Genomic DNA, 17,870 nt, shown 5'->3' with positions numbered 1-17,870 from the left:
GCGGCGTGGCGCCGAACCTGCTGGTCATCGACCCGCAATGGACCGACCGGCCCGACATCGAGGTCGCCATCGCGGGCCAGAACGCCGTGCTGCATTTCCGCAAATCGGTGAATGGCGCGCTGGAGGACGGGTCCGACTACGCCATGGCCGATGCGGTGCTGAACTGCCGCAGCGCGCATCGCATGCCGGCCGAGACCATCGCGAAGCTCAGCCGCGCGCGCGTGATCGTGCAAGGCGGCGTCGGCTTCGCGCATATCGACCTGGCGGCGGCAGGCGAGGCCGGGATTCCCGTGCTCAACACGCCCGATTACGGCACGACCGAGGTGGCGGATCACGCCGTGGCGCTGGCACTGACGCTGCTGCGCGGCGTGCAGGCCTTCGATCGCCGGCTGCGGCGTTCGAATGCCAGCTGGGATGCGCGGCAACTGCGCGGCGTGCGGCGGCTCTCGAGCCTGCGCGTGGGCATTCTCGGCCTCGGGCGCATCGGCACGGCGGCGGCGCTGCGCTTCCAGGCCTTCGGGATGAAGGTGGGCTTCTGCGATCCCAACGTCGCGCCCGGCCACCAGCTTGCCTTCGGCTGGGAGCGTTTCGCGACGCCCGAGGCGCTGCTCGCGCGCAGCGACGTGCTGTCCATCCATGCGCCGCTGAATGAGAGCACGCATCGCCTGATCGATGCGCCCATGCTGGCGCGCCTGCCCGAGGGCGCGGTGGTGGTGAACACGGCGCGCGGGGCGATCCTCGACCTCGATGCCGTCCATGCCGCGTTGCGCAGCGGCCGGCTCGGCGCGGCCGGCATCGATGTGTTCGAGACCGAGCCGCTGGACCGCGCGCATCCCCTCATCGCGGCCTGGGCGGCCGGCGAGGAATGGCTCGATGAGCGGCTGGTGCTGACGCCGCACGCCGCCTTCTACAGCACGGCGAGCATCCTCGACATTCGCCGCCTGTCGATGACCTATGCGATCGACTACCTCACCACCGGTGCGATGGGCACCTGCGTGAACGCGATGTTCCTGCGCAACCGCCGCTGATCACCACAGCCCCGGCAGCCACAAGGAAATCGCCGGCAGCAGCGCCAGAAGCAGGATGCGGATGCCGTCCGAGGCGACGAAGCCGAGCACGCCGCGATAGGTCTCGCCCATCGGCACATCCTTCGCCATCGCGTTGATGACGAAGAGGTTGAGCCCGAAGGGCGGGGAGATCATGCCCACCTCCACGCTCATCAGCACCAATATGCCGAACCAGACCAGCACCTGCGTCGGATTCAGGCCGAAATCGAGGCTCAGCATCAGGGGCACGAAGATCGGCAGCGTCAGCAGCACCATGGCGAGGCTTTCCATGAAGCAGCCGAGGATGAAGTAGATCACCAGTACAGCGAGCAGCACGGTGATGGGCGCGACATCGAGCGCCGCGACGGCGGCCGACAGTTCGGCCGGCAGGCGCGACAGCGCGAGCCCCGCGCTGAACAACTCGGCGCCGAGCAGCACGAGGAAGATCAGCCCCGTGGTCTCGGCGGTGGAGAGCAGGCTCTCCTTCAACCCCTGCCAACGCATGCCCCCCAGCGTCACCGCCAGGAACCCCGTGGCGGCCGCCCCGATGGCAGCCCCCTCGGTCGCGCTGAACCAGCCGACGTACATGCCGGTGACGACCAGGATGAAGACCATGGCGACGGGCCAGACATCCGCCGTGGCGCGCAGGCGCTCGCGATAGGGCAGGCGCTCGGCCGGCGGGGCGGAACCGGGCGCGAGGCGCGCATAGAGGTTCACCACCAGCATGTAGCCCGCGGTCGCGATCAACCCGGGAATGACGGCGGCGACGAACATCGTGCCGATGCTCTGCTCGGTATAGATCGCGTAGATCACGAGGATGACCGAGGGCGGGATGAGGATGCCAAGCGTCCCACCCGCCGCCAGCGTGCCGGTGGCGAGCGCGGGCGAATAGCCATGCCGGCGCATCTCCGGCCCTGCCACCTGGCTCATCGTCGCGGCGGTGGCCAGCGAGGATCCGCAGATCGCGCCGAAGGCCGCACAGCCGCCGATGGTCGCAACCGCCAGCCCGCCGCGCCAATGCCCCATCCAGGCGCGCGCGCAGCGGAACAGCGCGCGGTTCATGCCGCCCTTGGTCGCGAAATCGCCCATCAGCAGGAACAGCGGAATGACCGAGAGGGTGTAGGAGGAGAAGCGGCTGAAGGTCATGGTGTTCAGCGTGGCGAAGAGCCGGTCCCAGCCCGCGATCTCGGCATAGCCCACGCCGCCCACCAGCAGCATCGCGATGCCGACCGGCATGCGCAGCGCGATCAGCACCAGCGCGGCGCCGAACATCAGGAGCCCGATCTCGAAATTGCTCATGCCGGGCGGGCCGCCTTCTTCGCGCTCTCCACCGCGACGAAGCCCGCGCAGATGGTCCAGAGCATCATGCCGATGGCCGCCCCCGCGAAACCCCACCAATAGGGGAGTTGCAGGAACATCGTCTCGCGCTCGCGGTCCCACATGTTGTAGCCGCCGATGGCCAGCCGCCAGGCGAGCACGGCCACCACCAGCGCGGCGATGGCGCGCATCGCGGCATCGAGCCCCGCGAGGCCGCGCGCGGGCAGCTTCTGGGTGAAGAAATCCACCAGCACATGCGCGCCCTTCATCTCGCAGAGCGGCAGGCAGAGCGCGACGGCGACGCCAAGCGCCATCTCCACGATCTCGGAATCGCCCAGGATCGGCCGGCCCAGCAGCGCGCCGCGCAGGACCGAGGCGGTGGTCACGCCGATGGCGAGCAGCAGCAGCGCCCCCGCCACCAGGGCGAAGGCGGTGGCGAGGCGCGTCAGCGCCCCGCGCATCGCATCCAGGCTCACGCGCGGCGCTGCGTGGCGGCGATGGCCTGCAGATCCGCGAACATCGCACGGCCATTGCGGCCGCGGCGCGTCATCTCGCCGATCCAGGCCTCATAGGCGGGCGCGACGGCGGCCTGCCAGCGCGCCTTCTCGGCGGCGTCGATGGCGATGATCTCGTTGCCCGCCGCGCGCGTGGCGTCGATCGCCTGCTGCGTCTGCGTGTCCCAGATCTCGCCCAGCTGGCGGGAAAGCGCGACGCCGGAATTGGCATCGATCACCGCCTTGAGGTCGGCCGGCAGGCGGGCATAGGAACGGCCATTCATCAGCGTCAGCAGCATGCCCTGGAACAGCCCGACGCCGGGCGGCTCGCTGTGGAACTTCGCGACCTCGTAGAGCCGGAAGGGATGCGTGATGGCCCAGTTGATGAGGAAGCCATCCACCTGGTTGCGCGCCGTCGCCTCATAGACGCCGCCCAGCGGAATGCCGACCGGCGTGGCGCCAAGTGCCGTCACCGCCTCACCGATGAAGCGCCCGGCGACGCGCAGGCGCAGGCCGCGGAAATCCTCCAGCGTGCGGATCGGCTTGCGGCTGGTGTGGATCAGCGCGCGATCCGTCGAATGGATCGAGATGATCTTGATGCCGCGATACTCGTTGTCCGCCAGGTGCTTCTCGGCGAAAGCCATGGCCGCGGGGCTCTCGGTGGCGGAGAGGCCGGTGTTCATGAAGGGCAGTTCCAGCCCCTCCGTGCCCATGAAGCGGCCCGGGGTGAAGCCCGGCACCGTCCAGATCATGTCCACCACGCCGTCCTCGAGCTGCTGCACGAGGTCGCGCGGCTGGCCGCCGAGCTGCATGGCGGGGAAGACATCGATCTTGATGCGCCCGCCCGACTGCTGCTGCACGCGTTCCGCCCAGCGATCCAGATGCAGCGTGTGGTCGAGCGCGGTGGGCGAAGAGAAGCTGTGCAGCCGGAAGGTGAATTGCGGCGCGCCCTGCGCGCGCAGCGTGGCCGGTGCGGCCAGCGCAAGCGCGGTGGTTGCGCCGATGAGGTTCCGTCGCTTCATCATGTCACTTTCTCCCCGAAACTGGTTCAGCGCGCCGGATGCGCGGGAATGAAGACGGGCTTGAGCAGCCAGCGGCGAGCGATCTCGCCATAGCCGCGAAAGACGAAATGGCCGTTATGGGCCAGCAGGCGCTCACGGTTGCGGCGCCAGAAGCCTGGAATCTCGAACCAGGCCATCTGCGGATAGAGGTGATGCACGATGTGCAAATTGTTCCACAGGAAGAGCAGGCCGAAGACCCAGTTGCTCTCGACACTCGCCGTGCGCTCGCCCGGCGTGTTGCCCCAGCGATGCTCGATGAAGGCGCGCAACAGGCCGAGGCTCAGCCCCGGCAGCACGAAGAGCAGGTAGTATTGCCACACCGGCATGCCGGCCACGCCGGCGACGAACCACAGCACCACGGCGAGGCCCGCGAAGAAGCCGAGCCACACTGGCACGTCCCGGAAATCGCCCGCGCGCAGCTTGCCGGTCTCGATGATCACCAGCTTGCGCAGCCGCAGGATGGGCCCGACGGTGAGCCGCCCGAGCAGCGTCTGGTTGAACAGCAGCACGGCGCGGAAGGCGGGCGAATAGCCGGACCAATCGGCGCGGCGGTGGTAGACGCTCTCGGTGTCCTCGCCCGGATAGGTCAGCACCGTGTTGCGGTGATGCGCCGTATGGCTGCGCTTGTAGAGCTCGAAGGGAAACCACCCGCCGATCGGCGGCCAGACCAGCGCCGTGCGCAGCCAGCGCGGGATCGAGCGCCAGCCATGGATCGCCTCATGCTGCAGGGAGAAATGCCAGGCCAGCACATAGGCGCCGCCCATCATCAGCAGCGGCCAGGGGATGCTGGCATGGAACCAGACCAGCAGGAACCAGCTGAGGTAGATCGCCACGGCCACGCCCCAGGTCGGCACTTCCCAGCGCCGCCACCAGATCGGCGAGGGCGCGAGGGCAGCGCTGCGGGGCAAGCCTGTATCGGGCATGGGGGAAGCCTCGCAAGAAGCGTGCGGGGCTGGCAAGCCCATTGCGCTGTCGGCAACGAAGCCTTCGCATCGGGCTGCGCAAGGCGCGTGCAGGCCGTGCCGGTATACACAGCATCGCAGGCCCGCGCGGCATCGGCACGGCGCCGGGCCCGCTGGCGACCCTGGCGCGGGCATGGGATCGTCCCACATCAGCGTCGTTCCTGCCGGAGTCACCCGCCTTGCCCGCACCCCGCACCCTGGCCGAGCTGGAAGCCGATGTGGCGCGCGACCTCGACCTCACCGCGCATCCGCGCATGGCCTGGATGCAGCCCAAGACGAGCGGCGGCGCGCCGGTTTTGGATGTGCTGATCGTCGGCGGCGGGCAGTGCGGCGTGGTCACCGGCTTCGCGCTGATGCGCGACAAGGTGCGCAACATCCTCGTGCTCGACCGCGCGCCGGAAGGGCGCGAGGGGCCCTGGCTGACCTATGCGCGCATGCACAATCTGCGCAGTTGGAAGGACCAGAGCGGGCCCGACCTCGGCATCGCCTCCCTCACCTACCAGGCCTGGCATGAGGCGCAGTTCGGCCGCGCGGCGTGGGATGCGCTGCGCTACATCCCCAAGGAAAACTGGAACGACTACCTGCTCTGGTTCCGCCGCGTCACCGGCGTGCCGGTGCGCAACGGCGTCGAGGCCGGGCGCATCTCCCCCACGCAGACCGATGACGGCCTGCCCTGCCTGCGCGTCGAGACCAGCGCGGGCGCGATGCTAGCGCGCAAGGTCGTGCTGGCCACCGGGCAGGAGGATGCGGGGATCTGGTGGATGCCCGATTTCGTGCGCGCCCTGCCCACGCCGCTGCGCGCCCACACCGCCGATCCGATCGACTTCGCCGCCCTGCGCGGCAAGGTCGTCGCCGTGCTCGGCGCCGGTGCGAGCGCCTTCGACAATGCCGCCTGCGCGCTGGAGGCCGGCGCGGCGGAGGTGCACCTGTTCTGCCGCCGTGCCGAGCCGATGGTGGTGCAGCCCTATCGCTGGCTGACCTTCGCCGGCTTCCTGCGGCACCTGCATGAAATGCCCGATGAATGGCGCTGGCGCTTCATGGCTTATGTGCTCGGCCTGCGCGAGGGCTTCCCGCCCGACACCTATGACCGCGTGATGCGCTTCCCGCATTTCCAGATGCATGTCGGCCGCCCCTGGACCGATGCGCGCGTCGCGGCGGATGGCCGCGCCGTGGTGGCGACATCGCGGGGCGATTTCACGGCGGATTTCCTCATCTGCGGCACCGGCGTGCGCATGGACCCTGGGCTGGTGCCGGGGCTCGCGGCGTGCGCGCACAACATCGCGCGCTGGTCGGACCGCTACACCCCGCCGGCGGAAGAGGCGAATGCGCGGCTGGGCGAATTCCCCTATCTCGCGCCCGACTACGCCTTCACCGAGCGTGTGCCGGGCGAGACCCCCTGGATGCGCGACATCCACCTCTTCGGCATCGGCTCCACCATGTCCTTCGGGCCGGCGGGCGCTTCCATCAACGCCATGAACATCGCCGTGCCGCGCCTGGCCGCGGGCCTCACGCGCGGCCTCTTCGCGGCTGAGTTGCCGCGCTACTACGCGGATCTGCGCGCCTATGACGTGAAGCAGGTGGAGCTGGACGTCACGCGCCTCGCCGCGGAATAGGCAGGTCAGCCGCCCGGCGCGGCGAAGGGCACGCCCACGGTCTGCACCAGCCAGGCGAGGCGATGGCGCTGCGCCGCCTGGGCATGCGCCCGTGCCGCTGCCTCCGCCGCATCACCGTCACGCACGCGCAGCGCCGCCAGCAGCGCCCGATGCTCCGCATGGGCCTGCCGCGCGCGGTCGCCATGCGTCAGCAGCGAGGGCAGCAGCGCCATGGTGGCGGCGATCTGCTCCAGGCTGCGCAGCAGATAGCGGTTATGCGCGGCGAGGTAGAGCAGCCCGTGCAGGCGCTGATTCGTCTCGGCCAGGGCGCGCGCATCGGCGAAGAGCGCGGGTTCGCCCGCCACCAGTTCCGCCATCGCGCCGATCTCGGTCGGGGTCGCATGCTGCGCGGCGAGGCGCGCGGCGGCGGCTTCCAGCACCTCGCGCATCACATAGAGCTCCACCACCTGCTGGTGGTCGGGGCGCGTCACGCTGAGGCCGCGCCGCGGCTCATGCGTCAGCAGCCCCTCGGCCTCCAGCCGCGCGATGGCCTGGCGGACCGGGGTGCGCGAGACGCCGAAGCGCGCCGCGAGGTCGGTTTCCGTCAGGCGCAGGCCCGGGGTGAGCGTGCCCTCGCGGATGGCGGCGCGGATGCGGTCATAGGCTTCCTGGCCGAGATCGCGCGGCGGCAGGGGGGTGGGGATCACGTCCATCGGGCGTTTCTAGCCCATCTGGACATCACTGGATACAACTGGATACAAGAGGGGCATCCCCAGGGGAGGCCCCATGCCGGATTTCGCCCGAATCTACGACGTGCTGGTGGTGGGCGGCGGCAATGCCGCGCTCTGCGCCGCCATCACGGCGCGCCGCGCCGGCGCCTCGGTGCTGCTCTGCGAGGCCGCGCCCCCGCCGATGCGCGGCGGCAATTCGCGCCACACGCGCAACCTCCGCGCGCTCCATCCCGGCCCCACCGCGGTGCTGACCGACAGCTACCTGGAGGAGGAATACTGGGACGACCTCAACCGCGTCACCGGCGGCAAGACCAATGAGGCTCTTGCGCGGATGTGCATCCGCGCGAGCCAGCACGCCCCCGATTTCCTGGCGAGTTGCGGCGTGGTGTTCCAGCCCTCCCTCTCGGGCACGCTGTCCCTGTCGCGCACCAACGCCTTCTTCCTCGGCGGCGGCAAGGCGCTGGTGAATGCGCTGTATCGGGAAGCCGAGAAGCTCGGGATCGTGCTGCTGACCAACACCGAGGTGCAGCACATCAAGGTCGAGGAAGGCTTCGCCACGGAGGCCATCCTCTCCCATTGCGGCTTCCCCGAGCGCGTGCGCTTCAAGGCGCTGGTCGCGGCGAGCGGCGGCTTCCAGGCCAACCGCAACTGGCTGCGCGAATACTGGGGCGATGCCGCCGACAATTTCCAGATCCGCGGCACGCCCTATGCCCAGGGCACCGTGCTGAAGGACCTGCTCGCCCAGGGGGTGCAGGAGGTGGGCGACCCGACGCAGTTCCACGCCGTGGCCAATGACGCGCGCGCGCCGATGCAGGATGGCGGCCTCGCCATGCGGCTCGACTGCGTGCCCTTCGCCATCGTCGTGAACCGCAATGTCGAGCGCTTCTACGATGAGGGCGAGGATGTCTGGCCGAAGCGCTACGCCATCTGGGGCCGGCTGATCGCGCAGCAGCCCGGCCAGGTGGCGCTCGCCGTCACCGACAGCCAGGCGGTGAAGAATTTTCTGCCCTCCGTCTATCCGCCCTACAAGGCGGACAGCATCGAGGAACTCGCGCATGTCGCGGGGATGGATGCCGGCAAGCTCGCGCGCGTGGTGGCCGAGTACAACGCGGCCGTCCGGCCGGGCACCTTCACGCCGATGACGCCCGATGATTGCCGCACGGAAGGGCTGAGCCCACCGAAAAGCCACTGGGCGCGGCGCATCGACCAGCCGCCCTTCTACGGATACCCGCTGCGCCCGGGCATCACCTTCACCTTCCTCGGCGTGAAGGTGAATGAGCGCGCGCGCGTGCTGATGGCCGATGGCAAGCCTTCCGCCAACATGTTCGCGAGTGGCGAGATCATGTCCGGCAACATCCTCGGCCAGGGCTACCTGGCCGGCTTCGGAATGACCCTCGGCACGGTGTTCGGCCGCATCGCCGGTGAGGAGGCCGCGCGCCATGCAAGAAACTGAAGCCCGCCCCGAATCGGAAGCCATGCAGGAAGCCCGCCGCCAGATGGCGGTGTGCAATGCCTGCCGCTATTGCGAGGGCTATTGCGCGGTCTTCCCCGCCATGGCGATGCGCCGCGAATTCGAGGTCGCGGACCTGACGCACCTCGCCAATCTCTGCCATGGCTGCAAGGGCTGCTACCACGCCTGCCAATATGCGCCGCCGCATGAGTTCGGCATCAACATCCCGGCGACCTTCGCCACCATCCGCGCCGAGAGCTATGCCGAATACGCCTGGCCCGCCGGCATGGGAAAGCTGTTCGAGCGCAATGGCACGCTGGTGGTCGCGGCGGCGACCCTCGGCGTCACGCTCGCGCTGCTGCTGGCGATGGCGCTGGTCGATCCGGCGGTGCTCTACACGGCGCAGACCGGCACGGGCGCCTTCTTCCGCGTCATCCCGCTCTGGCTCATCAACCTGCTGGCGGGCTCGACCTTCCTCTTCGCCATCCTCGCGATGAGCATGGGCGCCCTGCGCTACTGGCGCGCGACGGGCGGCATGGCGGGGCGGCTCTCCCCGGCCCCGGCGAAGGAGGCGGCGGTCGATATCCTGACGCTGCGCAACCTCGGCGGCGGCGGGCATGGCTGCAACGATCTCGATGACAGCTTCGCCCAGCAACGCCGCTGGCTGCACCAGGCGATGTTCTACGGCTTCATGCTCTGCTTCGCGGCAACGAGCACGGGCGCAGTCTATCACCACGTCTTCGGCTGGCATTCGCCGCATGCCTTCTTCTCGCTGCCCGTGCAGCTTGGCACCTGGGGCGGCGTGCTGATGTGCATCGGCACGGCGGGGCTGATCCGCGTGAAGATCATCACCGACCCGGTGCCGGTCGCGAAGAAGCTGGTCGGCGGCGAATACGCCATGCTCGGCCTGCTCTTCCTGATCGCCGCCACGGGCCTGCTTCTGCTGGCCATCCGCCACACCGGCGCGATGGGCGTGATGCTGGCGCTGCATTTCGGGCTGGTGCTCGCGCTCTTCGTCGTCGCGCCCTACAGCAAGATGGTGCATGGCCTCTATCGCGGCATCGCGCTGCTGCGCAACGCGCAGGAGAAGCGGGGCCGCGCCACATAGCGTTTGACAGGCGCGGCTGGGGCTTCCAGGCTTCCTCCCAAGCGGTCCGCAAAGACCGCAAGGAGGAAGTGCGAGATGGCCATGCAACATCACGCCCTGCGTCGGCGTGCCCTGCTGGGTGCGCTGATGGCGGGCGGCACGTCCGGCGCGCTGCGCGCCCAGCCCGCCCCCTACCCCTCGCGCCCCGTGCGCATCCTGGTCGGCGCCGCCGCCGGCGGGGCGACCGACATCATCACCCGGATCCTGGCCGAGGCTATGGGGCCGGACTTCCCGCGCGGCTTCGCCATCGAGAACCGCCCCGGCGCAGGCGGCAACATCGCCGCCGAGGCGGTGGCCCGCGCCGCCCCCGATGGCTACACGCTGCTGATGGGCGACCAGGCGCAGACCGCCATCAACCCCGCCCTCTACCGCCGCGTCGGCTTCGACCCGGCACGGGACTTCGCGCCGATCGGCCTCGTCGCCGAATTCCCCTTCGTCGTCGTCATCAACCCGGCCATCCCGGCGCGCAGCCTGGCCGACTTCGCCGCCTGGGCCCGCGCCCAGCCCGAGCCGGTGCTCTATGGAAGCCCCAATGCCGGCAGCCCGCACCATCTGGGCATGGAGGCCCTGGCCAAGCGCCTGAATTTCCGGGTGAGCCACGTGCCCTATCGCGGCGGCGCGCCGGCGGTGGTCGATCTGCTCTCGGGCCAGTTGCGCGTCGGCTCCATCGGCCTGCCGCCGCTGGTGCCGCATCTGCGGGAGGGCAGGCTGCTGGCGCTGGCCGTCAGCACGCCCGAGCGCTCGCCCCTCGCCCCCAGCGTGCCGACCATCGGCGAGGCCGCGGTGCCGGGCTTCGCCATGCCGGTCTGGTACGGGATGCTGGCGCCCGCCGGCGTGCCCGCCGAGGTGATCCGCCACACCGAGGCCGCCCTTGCCCGTGCCCAGGCCCGGCCGGAGGTGATCTCCAGGCTGGCCGAATCCGGCCTGACCGTGCGGCGTGGCGACGCCGCGACCTTCCGCAGCTTCCTGGCCAGCGAGATGGCCTTCTGGGGCGAAGCCGCCCGCGCCTCCGGCGTCACGATCGAATAGGGAATCCCCGCACCTTGCGCGACAAACGCCCCAACATCCTCTTCATCACCACCGACCAGCAGCGCGCCGATTGCCTCGGCGTGATGGGCCGCAAGGTGCACACCCCGCATATGGACCAGCTGGCGCGGGAGGGCGTGCTGTTCCGCGGCTGCATCACGCCCAACCTGGTCTGCCAGCCGACGCGCGCCTCGATCCTCACCGGGCTGCTGCCGCGCACCCATGGCGTCTGCGACAATGGCATCGACCTGCCGGCCGAGCCCGCGAAGCACAGCTTCGCCGCCGAGCTGGCCCGCGCCGGCTACGACACGGCGCTGATCGGCAAGGCGCATTTCGCCACCGCCCACACCTTCCACCCAACCGGCTCGCCGGAATGCCGGCACAGCATGCATCTCTACGGGCCGAACTGGACCGGTCCCTATATGGGCTTCCAGCGCGTGCAGCTGATGGTCGAGGGGCACAACACCTTCCCGCCCATGGCGCCGCCCTACGGCCAATCCTACGAGGCCTGGTACCACGCCGATGGCCGCGGGGCGGAGAAGGATGCGCTCTATCGCACCAATGCCGGGCCCGACGTGAAGGGCGCGCCGCAGACCTGGCATTCCGCCCTGCCGCCGGCCTGGCACAATTCAACCTGGGTCGGCGACCGCACCGTGGCCTTCCTGAACGAGGCGCGGGACCGGCCCTTCTGCCTCTGGGCCTCCATCCCCGACCCGCACCACCCCTTCGACTGCCCCCTGCCCTGGAGCCTGCTGCACCGGCCGGACCAAGTGGATCTGCCGCCGCATCGCAGCCTCGACCTCGACCGCCGCCCCTGGTGGCACCGCGCGAGCCTGGAGGGCGTGCCCAACCTGGCCGACAAGGAGCTGCGCGAGTTCCGCGCCAAGCACAGCCGCACGCCGGTGCTGAGCGACGAGCAGCTCGCCGAGGTGATCGCCAACTACTACGGCATGATCTCCCTGGCGGACCACAACATCGGCCGCATCCTGATCGAGCTGCACCGCCTGGGCCTGGAGGAGAACACGCTGGTCGTCATCGCCTCCGACCATGGCGACTGGCTGGGCGACCATGGGCTGCTGCTCAAGGGGCCGATTCCCTATGAGGGCCTGCTGCGCGTGGTCTGCCTGATGCGCGGCCCGGGCCTGCCGAAGGGGGCGGTGTGCGATGAGCCTGTCTCCTCGCTCGATTTCCCGGCGACCTTCCTGGAGATGGCCGGCGTCTCCCAGCCCGGGCACTGGCACAGCCGCAGCCTGCTCGGCGTGGCGCGTGGCCGGGAATCGCGCGACTTCGCCTATTCCGAATGGGACCTCTCCGACAGCCGCTGCGGCGTGCCGCTGGAACTGCGCACCGTGCGCACGGCGCGCGACAAGCTGACCATCGAGGCGATCTCGGGCGCGGCCGAGATGTATGACCTGCTCAACGATCCGCATGAGATGACGAACATCGCCGACGACCCCGCCCATGCCGCGCGCCGGCGCGAGCTGGAGGCGATGATCGCCGCCCGCCCCGACGACGCGCGCCCCGAGCGTCTGCCCGCCGTCGGCATGGCCTGAGGCGATGCTGCATTTCTACGGCTGGGCCACGCCCAATTCGCAGCGTGTCTCGATCATGCTGGAGGAATGCGGCCTCGACTACGCCGTCACGGGCGTGAACATCCGCGCGCGCCAGCAATTCGCGCCCGAGATCCTGGCGCTGAATCCCTATGGCAAGATCCCGATCCTGGTCGAGCAGCGCCCGGGCGCCGCGCCGCTGGTGCTGTTCGAGAGCGGGGCCATCCTGCTGCACCTGGCGGAGCGGCATGGCGTGCTGCTGCCCGCTTCCGGCGAAGCGCGGGCCGCGGTGCTGAGCTGGCTGATGGTGGCGCTGACCTCGATCGGCCCCTTCACCGGCCAGGCGCATCACTGGACCGAACTCGCCCCCGAGAAGCCGGAGGCCGCCCGCGCGCACACCACCGCCCTGGTCGAGCGCGCCTATCGCCTGCTGGATGGGCGGCTGCGCGCGCATCCCTACCTCGCCGGCGCGGATTGCTCGATCGCCGACATCGCCGCCTATCCCTGGATCGCGAAGCACGACTGGGCCGAGCGGCGGCTGGAGGACACGCCCCACCTCGCCGCCTGGTTCGCCCGCATGGGCGCCCGCCCGGCGGTGCGGCGCGGCATGGCGGTGCCGGCGGGGGCGAAGCTGGCCTGACCCGGATGGCCGCAACTTAACGGACATGACAGCCGCGCCGTGCTATGCTGCATTGCAGCAGGCGCGAACTCAGGCGCCGCAAGCAAGAACGCCATAATCACGGAACCGCCCCACATGACCGCCGTTCCTCCCCCGCCCGGCCGCGAACTGCTGACCAAGGGCGCCGAGAAAATGTCCCGCGCGCTGGAACAGACGCGCGTCATGACCGAAGTCATCGGCCGCCAGGCGAAGAGCCTGACGCCGGTGCCCAGCGATGCGGGGCTCAGCGCGCTGACGCAATTCTGGGGCCGCAGCCCCTTCGCGCTGATGCAGGATGCGATGGCCTACAGCATCGATGCCGCTCAGCGCGGCGTGCTGTTCTGGGACACGATGCGCCGCGCCGGCAACACCTTCGTCGAGCATGAGGCGGCGGGCTGCCCGCCCGTCCTGGTCTTCGAATGGGACATGGTGGTGGATGGCCGCACCCTGCCGCGGCCCTGCAACTACGCGCTGGTGCGCATCCGCCCGCCCGAGGGCGCGCCCGCGCCGGACCCCACCATGCGCCCCTTCGTCATCATCGACCCGCGCGCGGGCCACGGGGCCGGCATCGGCGGCTTCAAGTCGGACAGCCAGGTCGGCGTCGCGCTGCGCCGCGGCCATCCCGTGTATTTCGTCATCTTCTTCCGCGACCCCGAGCCCGGCCAGACCATCCTCGACATCACCCAGGCCGAGGCGACCTTCCTGCGCAAGATCCATGAGCTGCACCCCAAGGCGGCGAAGCCGGTGGTGATCGGCAATTGCCAGGGCGGCTGGGCGGTGATGATGCTCGGCGCCTCGGAGCCCGACCTCACCGGCCCGTTGGTGCTCAACGGCGCGCCGCTTTCCTACTGGGCGGGCGAGAAGGGGCGCAACCCGATGCGCTACACCGGCGGCCTCGCCGGCGGATCCTGGCCGGCCGCGCTGCTGGCCGATCTCGGCAACGGCAAGTTCGACGGCGCCAATTTGGTGGCGAATTTCGAGAGCCTCTCGCCCGGCAACACCTGGTTCCGCAAATACTACAACCTCTATGAGCGCGCCGACACCGAGCCCGAGCGCTTCCTGGAATTCGAGCGCTGGTGGGGCGGCTACTTCCTGATGAACCGCGACGAGATCCGCTGGATCGTCGAGAATCTGTTCATCGGCGATCGTTTCGCGCGTGGCGAGATCAGCTCCGGCCAGCGCGGCGCGGGCGGGCCCACCTTCAACATGCGCGCGGTGAAGTCGCCGATCATCGTCTTCGCCTCGGCCGGCGACAACATCACGCCCCCCGCCCAGGCGCTGCGCTGGATCGCCGACGTCTATCGCGACGAGCAGGAGATCAAGACGCTCGGCCAGACCATCGTCTATCTCGTGCATGACGACATCGGCCATCTCGGCATCTTCGTCTCCGGCAAGATCGCCAACAAGGAGCACAACGAGATCGCCAACACGCTCGAGCTGATCGAGGCGGTGGCGCCGGGCCTCTACGAGATGCGCATCACCGGCGCCGAGGGCTCGGGGCTCAACACCGGCTACCAGGTCGAACTTGTCGCACGCACGCTGGCCGATATCCGCGCCGCCACCGGCGAGGCCGAGAACGAGGCCTTCCCCGCCGTGGCGCGCATCGCCGAGATGAACCAGACCATCTACGACATGGTCGTCTCCCCCGTGGTGCGGCAGATCACCACCGAGCGCGGCGCCGCCTTCCGCCGCAAGCTCAACCCGATGCGCCTGCGCCGCACGCTGGTGAGCGACAAGAACCCGCTGATGCACGCCCTGGGTCCGATGGCCGAGCAGGTGCGCGCCAACCGCGCGCCGGTCGCGCCCGACAACCCCTTCATCGGGCTCGAACGCGCCATGGCCGACAGCATCGAGCACGCGATCGATTCCTGGCGCGACCGGCGCGACGCCTTCCAGGAGATCGCCTTCCACGCCGTCTATGGCACCCTCGCCGCCTTCGGCGTCGCCTCCGATCCGGCGGAGGAAACCCCGCCCGCGCCGCCCACCACGCTCGGCGACACGCCCGAGGCGCGCGCCGCCCTCGCCCGCCTCGCGGAGGGTGGCTACGCCGAGGCGGTGATCCGCATGATGATCCTGCTGGCCCGCGCGCGCGGCGGCGTGCGGCGCAATCGCCTCGCCCGCTCCAACGCGCTGCTGACCGGCGAGGCGCCCTTCGCGCAGATGACGCCCGAGGCCCGCCAGGCCCTGATCCGCGAGCAGACGCTGATCGTGGAGGTCGCCCCCGACGCCGCGCTCGCCGCCCTGCCCCGCCTGCTGCACGACAAGGATGAGGCGCGCCACGCGCTCGCGGTGGTCGAGGAAGTGGCCGGGCCGGAGGAGGATCTCGGCGAGCCCGCGCAGGCCATGCTCGCGCAGCTGAGGCGGGTTCTTGGCGCCGGAGATCCGGGGAGCTGATTAACGGTTGCTCAAGCCGGACGCTGCAAGCTCGCGGCGTGGCTGCCAGGATGGCGGCAGGAAGGCAAGAGGACTCACCCCATGACGCCGCGCAATGTCGGCCTCGGCCGGCCCATGCCTGATCTTGTGTCTGCTTCGCTCCTCACCGCCGGCAAGAGCGGTGAGGTGCATCTCCTCGCCCGCGACGGGCAGTTCATGACGTTGAAGACCGATGAGGCGACGGCGCGCAAGCTCGCGCTCTCGCTGTGGACGGTGCTGGAACGCCCCGGCTGACCGCCACCCCGGCTTGCGCGCCCTCGGCCTGGGCCTATCGTGCCCGGGGATGGGGGAAGCGCGATGACGGGCAGGCGGGTGGCGATTGTCGGTGCGGGGCTGATCGGCCGTGCCTGGGCCATGGTCTTCGCCCGCGCCGGCTGGCAGGTGGCGCTGCATGATCCCGTGCCGGCCGCGCTGGCGGCCGCGCCCGGGCTGATCGCCACCGGCCTCGCCGATCTGGCGCGCCACGGGCTCTGCGCGGATGCCCCCGCGGCGCTGGCGCGGGTGCGCGTGGCCGCCGGCCTTGCCGATGCGCTGGCGGAGGTGGATTTCGTGCAGGAGAACGGGCCGGAGGACGCGCCGACCAAGCGCGCCATCTTCGCCGAACTCGATCGCCTCGCCCCACCCGGCGCTCTGCTGGCCTCCTCCACCAGTGCGATTCCGTGTTCGAGCTTCACCGAGGGGCTGGCGGGGCGCGCGCGCTGCCTTGTCGCGCATCCGGTGAACCCGCCGCATCTCGTGCCGGTGGTGGAGCTTTCCGGCGCGCCCTGGACCGCGCCGGAGACGCTCACCACCGCGCGCGCGATCTTCGAGTCTGTCGGCCAGGCGCCCGTGACCGTGCTGCGTGAGATCGAAGGCTTCATCCTCAACCGCCTGCAGGGCGCGCTGCTCGCCGAGGCCTTCCGCCTGGTGCAAGAGGGCTATGTCAGCCCGCAGGACCTGGACACCACCGTCGCCGAGGGTCTCGGCCTGCGCTGGTCCTTCCTCGGTCCCTTCGCGACCATCGAGCTGAACGCGCCGGGCGGCATCGCGGATTACTGCGCGCGCTATGGCGGCTTCTTCGGCCGGGTCGCGTCCAACCCGCCCTCCCCCGCCGTCTTCGGCGCCGAGGGCGTGGCGAAGATCCTCGATGCCTGGGGCGCGGCGCCGACGCGCGCGGAGGTGGCGGCACGCAGCGCCTGGCGCGACCGCCGCCTCGCGGCCCTCGCCGCCCATAAACGCAACCAGGAAGAACCGGAGAGCAGCACATGAGCCGGAAAGTCATCATCACCTGCGCGGTGACCGGGGCGATCCACACGCCATCTATGTCCCCGCATCTGCCGATCACGGCGGAGCAGATCGCGGACGCCGCGATCGGCGCGGCGGAAGCGGGTGCTGCCATCGTGCATCTGCATGCGCGCAACCCCGTGGATGGGCGGCCCGACCAGTCGCCGGAGGCCTTCGCGCCCTTCCTGCGCGTCATCAAGCAGCGCAGCGATTGCGTGCTGAACCTCACCACCGGCGGCGCGCCGACCATGACCATCGAGCAGCGCGTGCGCCCCGCCGCGACCTTCAAGCCGGAGGTCGCCTCGCTGAACCTCGGCAGCATGAATTTCGGCCTCTTCGGCATGCTGAACCGCTTCAAGAGCTTCCAGCATGAGTGGGAGCCCGCCTACCTCGCCAACAAGGACATCATCTTCCGTAACAGCTTCGCCGACATCGAGTACATCCTGACCACCTGCGCGGGGAACGACACGCGCTTCGAGTTCGAGTGCTACGACACCTCGCATCTCTACAATCTCAAGTACTTCTACGATCAGGGGTTGGTGAAGGCGCCGCTCTTCATCCAGACCGTGTTCGGCCTGCAGGGCGGCATCGGCTCCCACCCCGACGACGTGATGCACATGAAGCGCACGGCGGACCGGCTGTTCGGCGACGCCTACAAATGGAGCGTGCTCGGCGCCGGTGCGGCGCAGCTGCGCATCGCGGCGATGTCCGCGGCGATGGGCGGCAACATCCGCGTGGGGCTGGAGGACAGCCTCTGGGCCGGCCCCGGCAAGCTCGCCGAGAGCAATGCGGTGCAGGTGCGCCTCGCGCGCCAGATCATCGAAGGCTTGGGCATGAGCGTCGCGACGCCGGATGAGGCGCGCGAGATCCTCAGCCTCAAGGGCGGCGATAAGGTGAATTTCTGAGATCGCCCTCAGGCGCCGGGCGCGCGCTCCGCGCGCTTGGCTCGCCGCACTTGCGGCGGCGGCCATTCGGCCGCTCGGCCCTAGAGCAATATGCGTTCAGATGGGTCGCGGCGCTGCCGCGACGCTGAACGCATTTCTTGCTCTGGCTTCAATGACTTCTAGGTGTTTAGTCCCGGCATTTGGTGGTGCGGATTTTGTGTGAAGCGGTCGGGCTGGTCTGCCCACGCCTTGCAGA

Annotated in this window: 16 protein-coding genes; 11 read left to right on the top strand and 5 right to left on the bottom strand. The window is 69.9% G+C overall.

Annotation, left to right across the window (positions count from 1 at the left end):
• Nucleotides 1-5: 5 nt before the first annotated feature.
• Entirely contained in the window at nucleotides 6-1,028 is a 1,023-nt protein-coding gene (locus tag AC2D9U_RS22665; RefSeq protein ID WP_484753483.1) for a C-terminal binding protein, read from the top strand.
• Here the strand turns inward: AC2D9U_RS22665 and AC2D9U_RS22660 are convergent, their stop codons facing one another.
• Genes AC2D9U_RS22660 through AC2D9U_RS22645 form a run of 4 tightly spaced genes read right to left on the bottom strand, consistent with a single transcriptional unit; the run spans nucleotide 1,029 to nucleotide 4,841 of the window.
• On the bottom strand, nucleotides 1,029-2,345 hold the full coding sequence (locus tag AC2D9U_RS22660; protein WP_484753481.1) for a TRAP transporter large permease: 1,317 nt from the start codon (nucleotides 2,343-2,345) through the stop codon (nucleotides 1,029-1,031).
• On the bottom strand, nucleotides 2,342-2,839 hold the full coding sequence (locus tag AC2D9U_RS22655; protein ID WP_484753479.1) for a TRAP transporter small permease: 498 nt from the start codon (nucleotides 2,837-2,839) through the stop codon (nucleotides 2,342-2,344). Before AC2D9U_RS22655 ends, AC2D9U_RS22660 begins: the two co-directional genes overlap by 4 nt.
• Nucleotides 2,836-3,882 (bottom strand): TRAP transporter substrate-binding protein, encoded by a 1,047-nt coding sequence (locus tag AC2D9U_RS22650; RefSeq protein WP_484753477.1) that lies wholly within the window; start codon nucleotides 3,880-3,882, stop codon nucleotides 2,836-2,838. The genes AC2D9U_RS22655 and AC2D9U_RS22650 overlap by 4 nt, the downstream gene beginning before the upstream one ends.
• 23 nt (nucleotides 3,883-3,905) lie before the next feature.
• Complete coding sequence (locus AC2D9U_RS22645) at nucleotides 3,906-4,841, bottom strand: fatty acid desaturase (protein WP_484753475.1); 936 nt, start codon at nucleotides 4,839-4,841, stop codon at nucleotides 3,906-3,908.
• A gap of 218 nt (nucleotides 4,842-5,059) precedes the next feature.
• Between AC2D9U_RS22645 and AC2D9U_RS22640 the strand changes: the two genes are divergently transcribed.
• Nucleotides 5,060-6,493 (top strand): NAD(P)-binding domain-containing protein, encoded by a 1,434-nt coding sequence (locus AC2D9U_RS22640; RefSeq protein WP_484753473.1) that lies wholly within the window; start codon nucleotides 5,060-5,062, stop codon nucleotides 6,491-6,493.
• Nucleotides 6,494-6,498: 5 nt separating this feature from the next.
• On the opposite strand, the gene AC2D9U_RS22635 is transcribed toward AC2D9U_RS22640, so the two are convergent.
• Nucleotides 6,499-7,185 carry a GntR family transcriptional regulator gene (locus AC2D9U_RS22635; RefSeq protein WP_484753471.1) on the bottom strand — a complete coding sequence of 229 codons (687 nt, stop codon included), beginning with the start codon at nucleotides 7,183-7,185 and terminating at the stop codon, nucleotides 6,499-6,501.
• A 73-nt stretch (nucleotides 7,186-7,258) separates the two neighbouring features.
• Here AC2D9U_RS22635 and tcuA point away from each other — a divergent pair, with 73 nt between their 5' ends.
• From tcuA to kce, 9 genes are all read left to right on the top strand, one after another.
• Nucleotides 7,259-8,656 carry an FAD-dependent tricarballylate dehydrogenase TcuA gene (tcuA, locus tag AC2D9U_RS22630; RefSeq protein WP_484753469.1) on the top strand — a complete coding sequence of 466 codons (1,398 nt, stop codon included), beginning with the start codon at nucleotides 7,259-7,261 and terminating at the stop codon, nucleotides 8,654-8,656.
• Nucleotides 8,643-9,761 carry a tricarballylate utilization 4Fe-4S protein TcuB gene (gene tcuB / locus AC2D9U_RS22625; protein ID WP_484753467.1) on the top strand — a complete coding sequence of 373 codons (1,119 nt, stop codon included), beginning with the start codon at nucleotides 8,643-8,645 and terminating at the stop codon, nucleotides 9,759-9,761. The genes tcuA and tcuB overlap by 14 nt, the downstream gene beginning before the upstream one ends.
• A 75-nt stretch (nucleotides 9,762-9,836) precedes the next feature.
• Nucleotides 9,837-10,829, top strand: coding sequence for a Bug family tripartite tricarboxylate transporter substrate binding protein (locus AC2D9U_RS22620; protein ID WP_484753465.1), 993 nt, complete (start codon nucleotides 9,837-9,839; stop codon nucleotides 10,827-10,829).
• Between the two features lie 14 nt (nucleotides 10,830-10,843).
• Nucleotides 10,844-12,379, top strand: a complete 1,536-nt coding sequence (locus tag AC2D9U_RS22615; RefSeq protein WP_484753463.1) for a sulfatase family protein — start codon at nucleotides 10,844-10,846, stop codon at nucleotides 12,377-12,379.
• A gap of 4 nt (nucleotides 12,380-12,383) precedes the next feature.
• Complete coding sequence (locus AC2D9U_RS22610; protein ID WP_484753461.1) at nucleotides 12,384-13,016, top strand: glutathione S-transferase family protein; 633 nt, start codon at nucleotides 12,384-12,386, stop codon at nucleotides 13,014-13,016.
• Nucleotides 13,017-13,130: 114 nt separating this feature from the next.
• Entirely contained in the window at nucleotides 13,131-15,428 is a 2,298-nt protein-coding gene (locus AC2D9U_RS22605) for a DUF3141 domain-containing protein (protein WP_484753459.1), read from the top strand.
• A gap of 126 nt (nucleotides 15,429-15,554) precedes the next feature.
• Nucleotides 15,555-15,701 (top strand): hypothetical protein, encoded by a 147-nt coding sequence (locus AC2D9U_RS22600; protein ID WP_484753457.1) that lies wholly within the window; start codon nucleotides 15,555-15,557, stop codon nucleotides 15,699-15,701.
• A 63-nt stretch (nucleotides 15,702-15,764) separates the two neighbouring features.
• Nucleotides 15,765-16,715, top strand: coding sequence for a 3-hydroxyacyl-CoA dehydrogenase (locus tag AC2D9U_RS22595; protein ID WP_484753455.1), 951 nt, complete (start codon nucleotides 15,765-15,767; stop codon nucleotides 16,713-16,715).
• Entirely contained in the window at nucleotides 16,712-17,635 is a 924-nt protein-coding gene (gene kce / locus AC2D9U_RS22590) for a 3,5-dioxohexanoate:acetyl-CoA acetone transferase (protein WP_484753453.1), read from the top strand. Before AC2D9U_RS22595 ends, kce begins: the two co-directional genes overlap by 4 nt.
• The last annotated feature ends 235 nt before the right edge of the window (nucleotides 17,636-17,870 follow it).

The organism is Roseomonas sp. TF40 (assembly GCF_057219975.1).
Note: the sequence above shows the minus strand (reverse complement) of the source record. Positions and strands in the feature narration are given on the sequence as shown.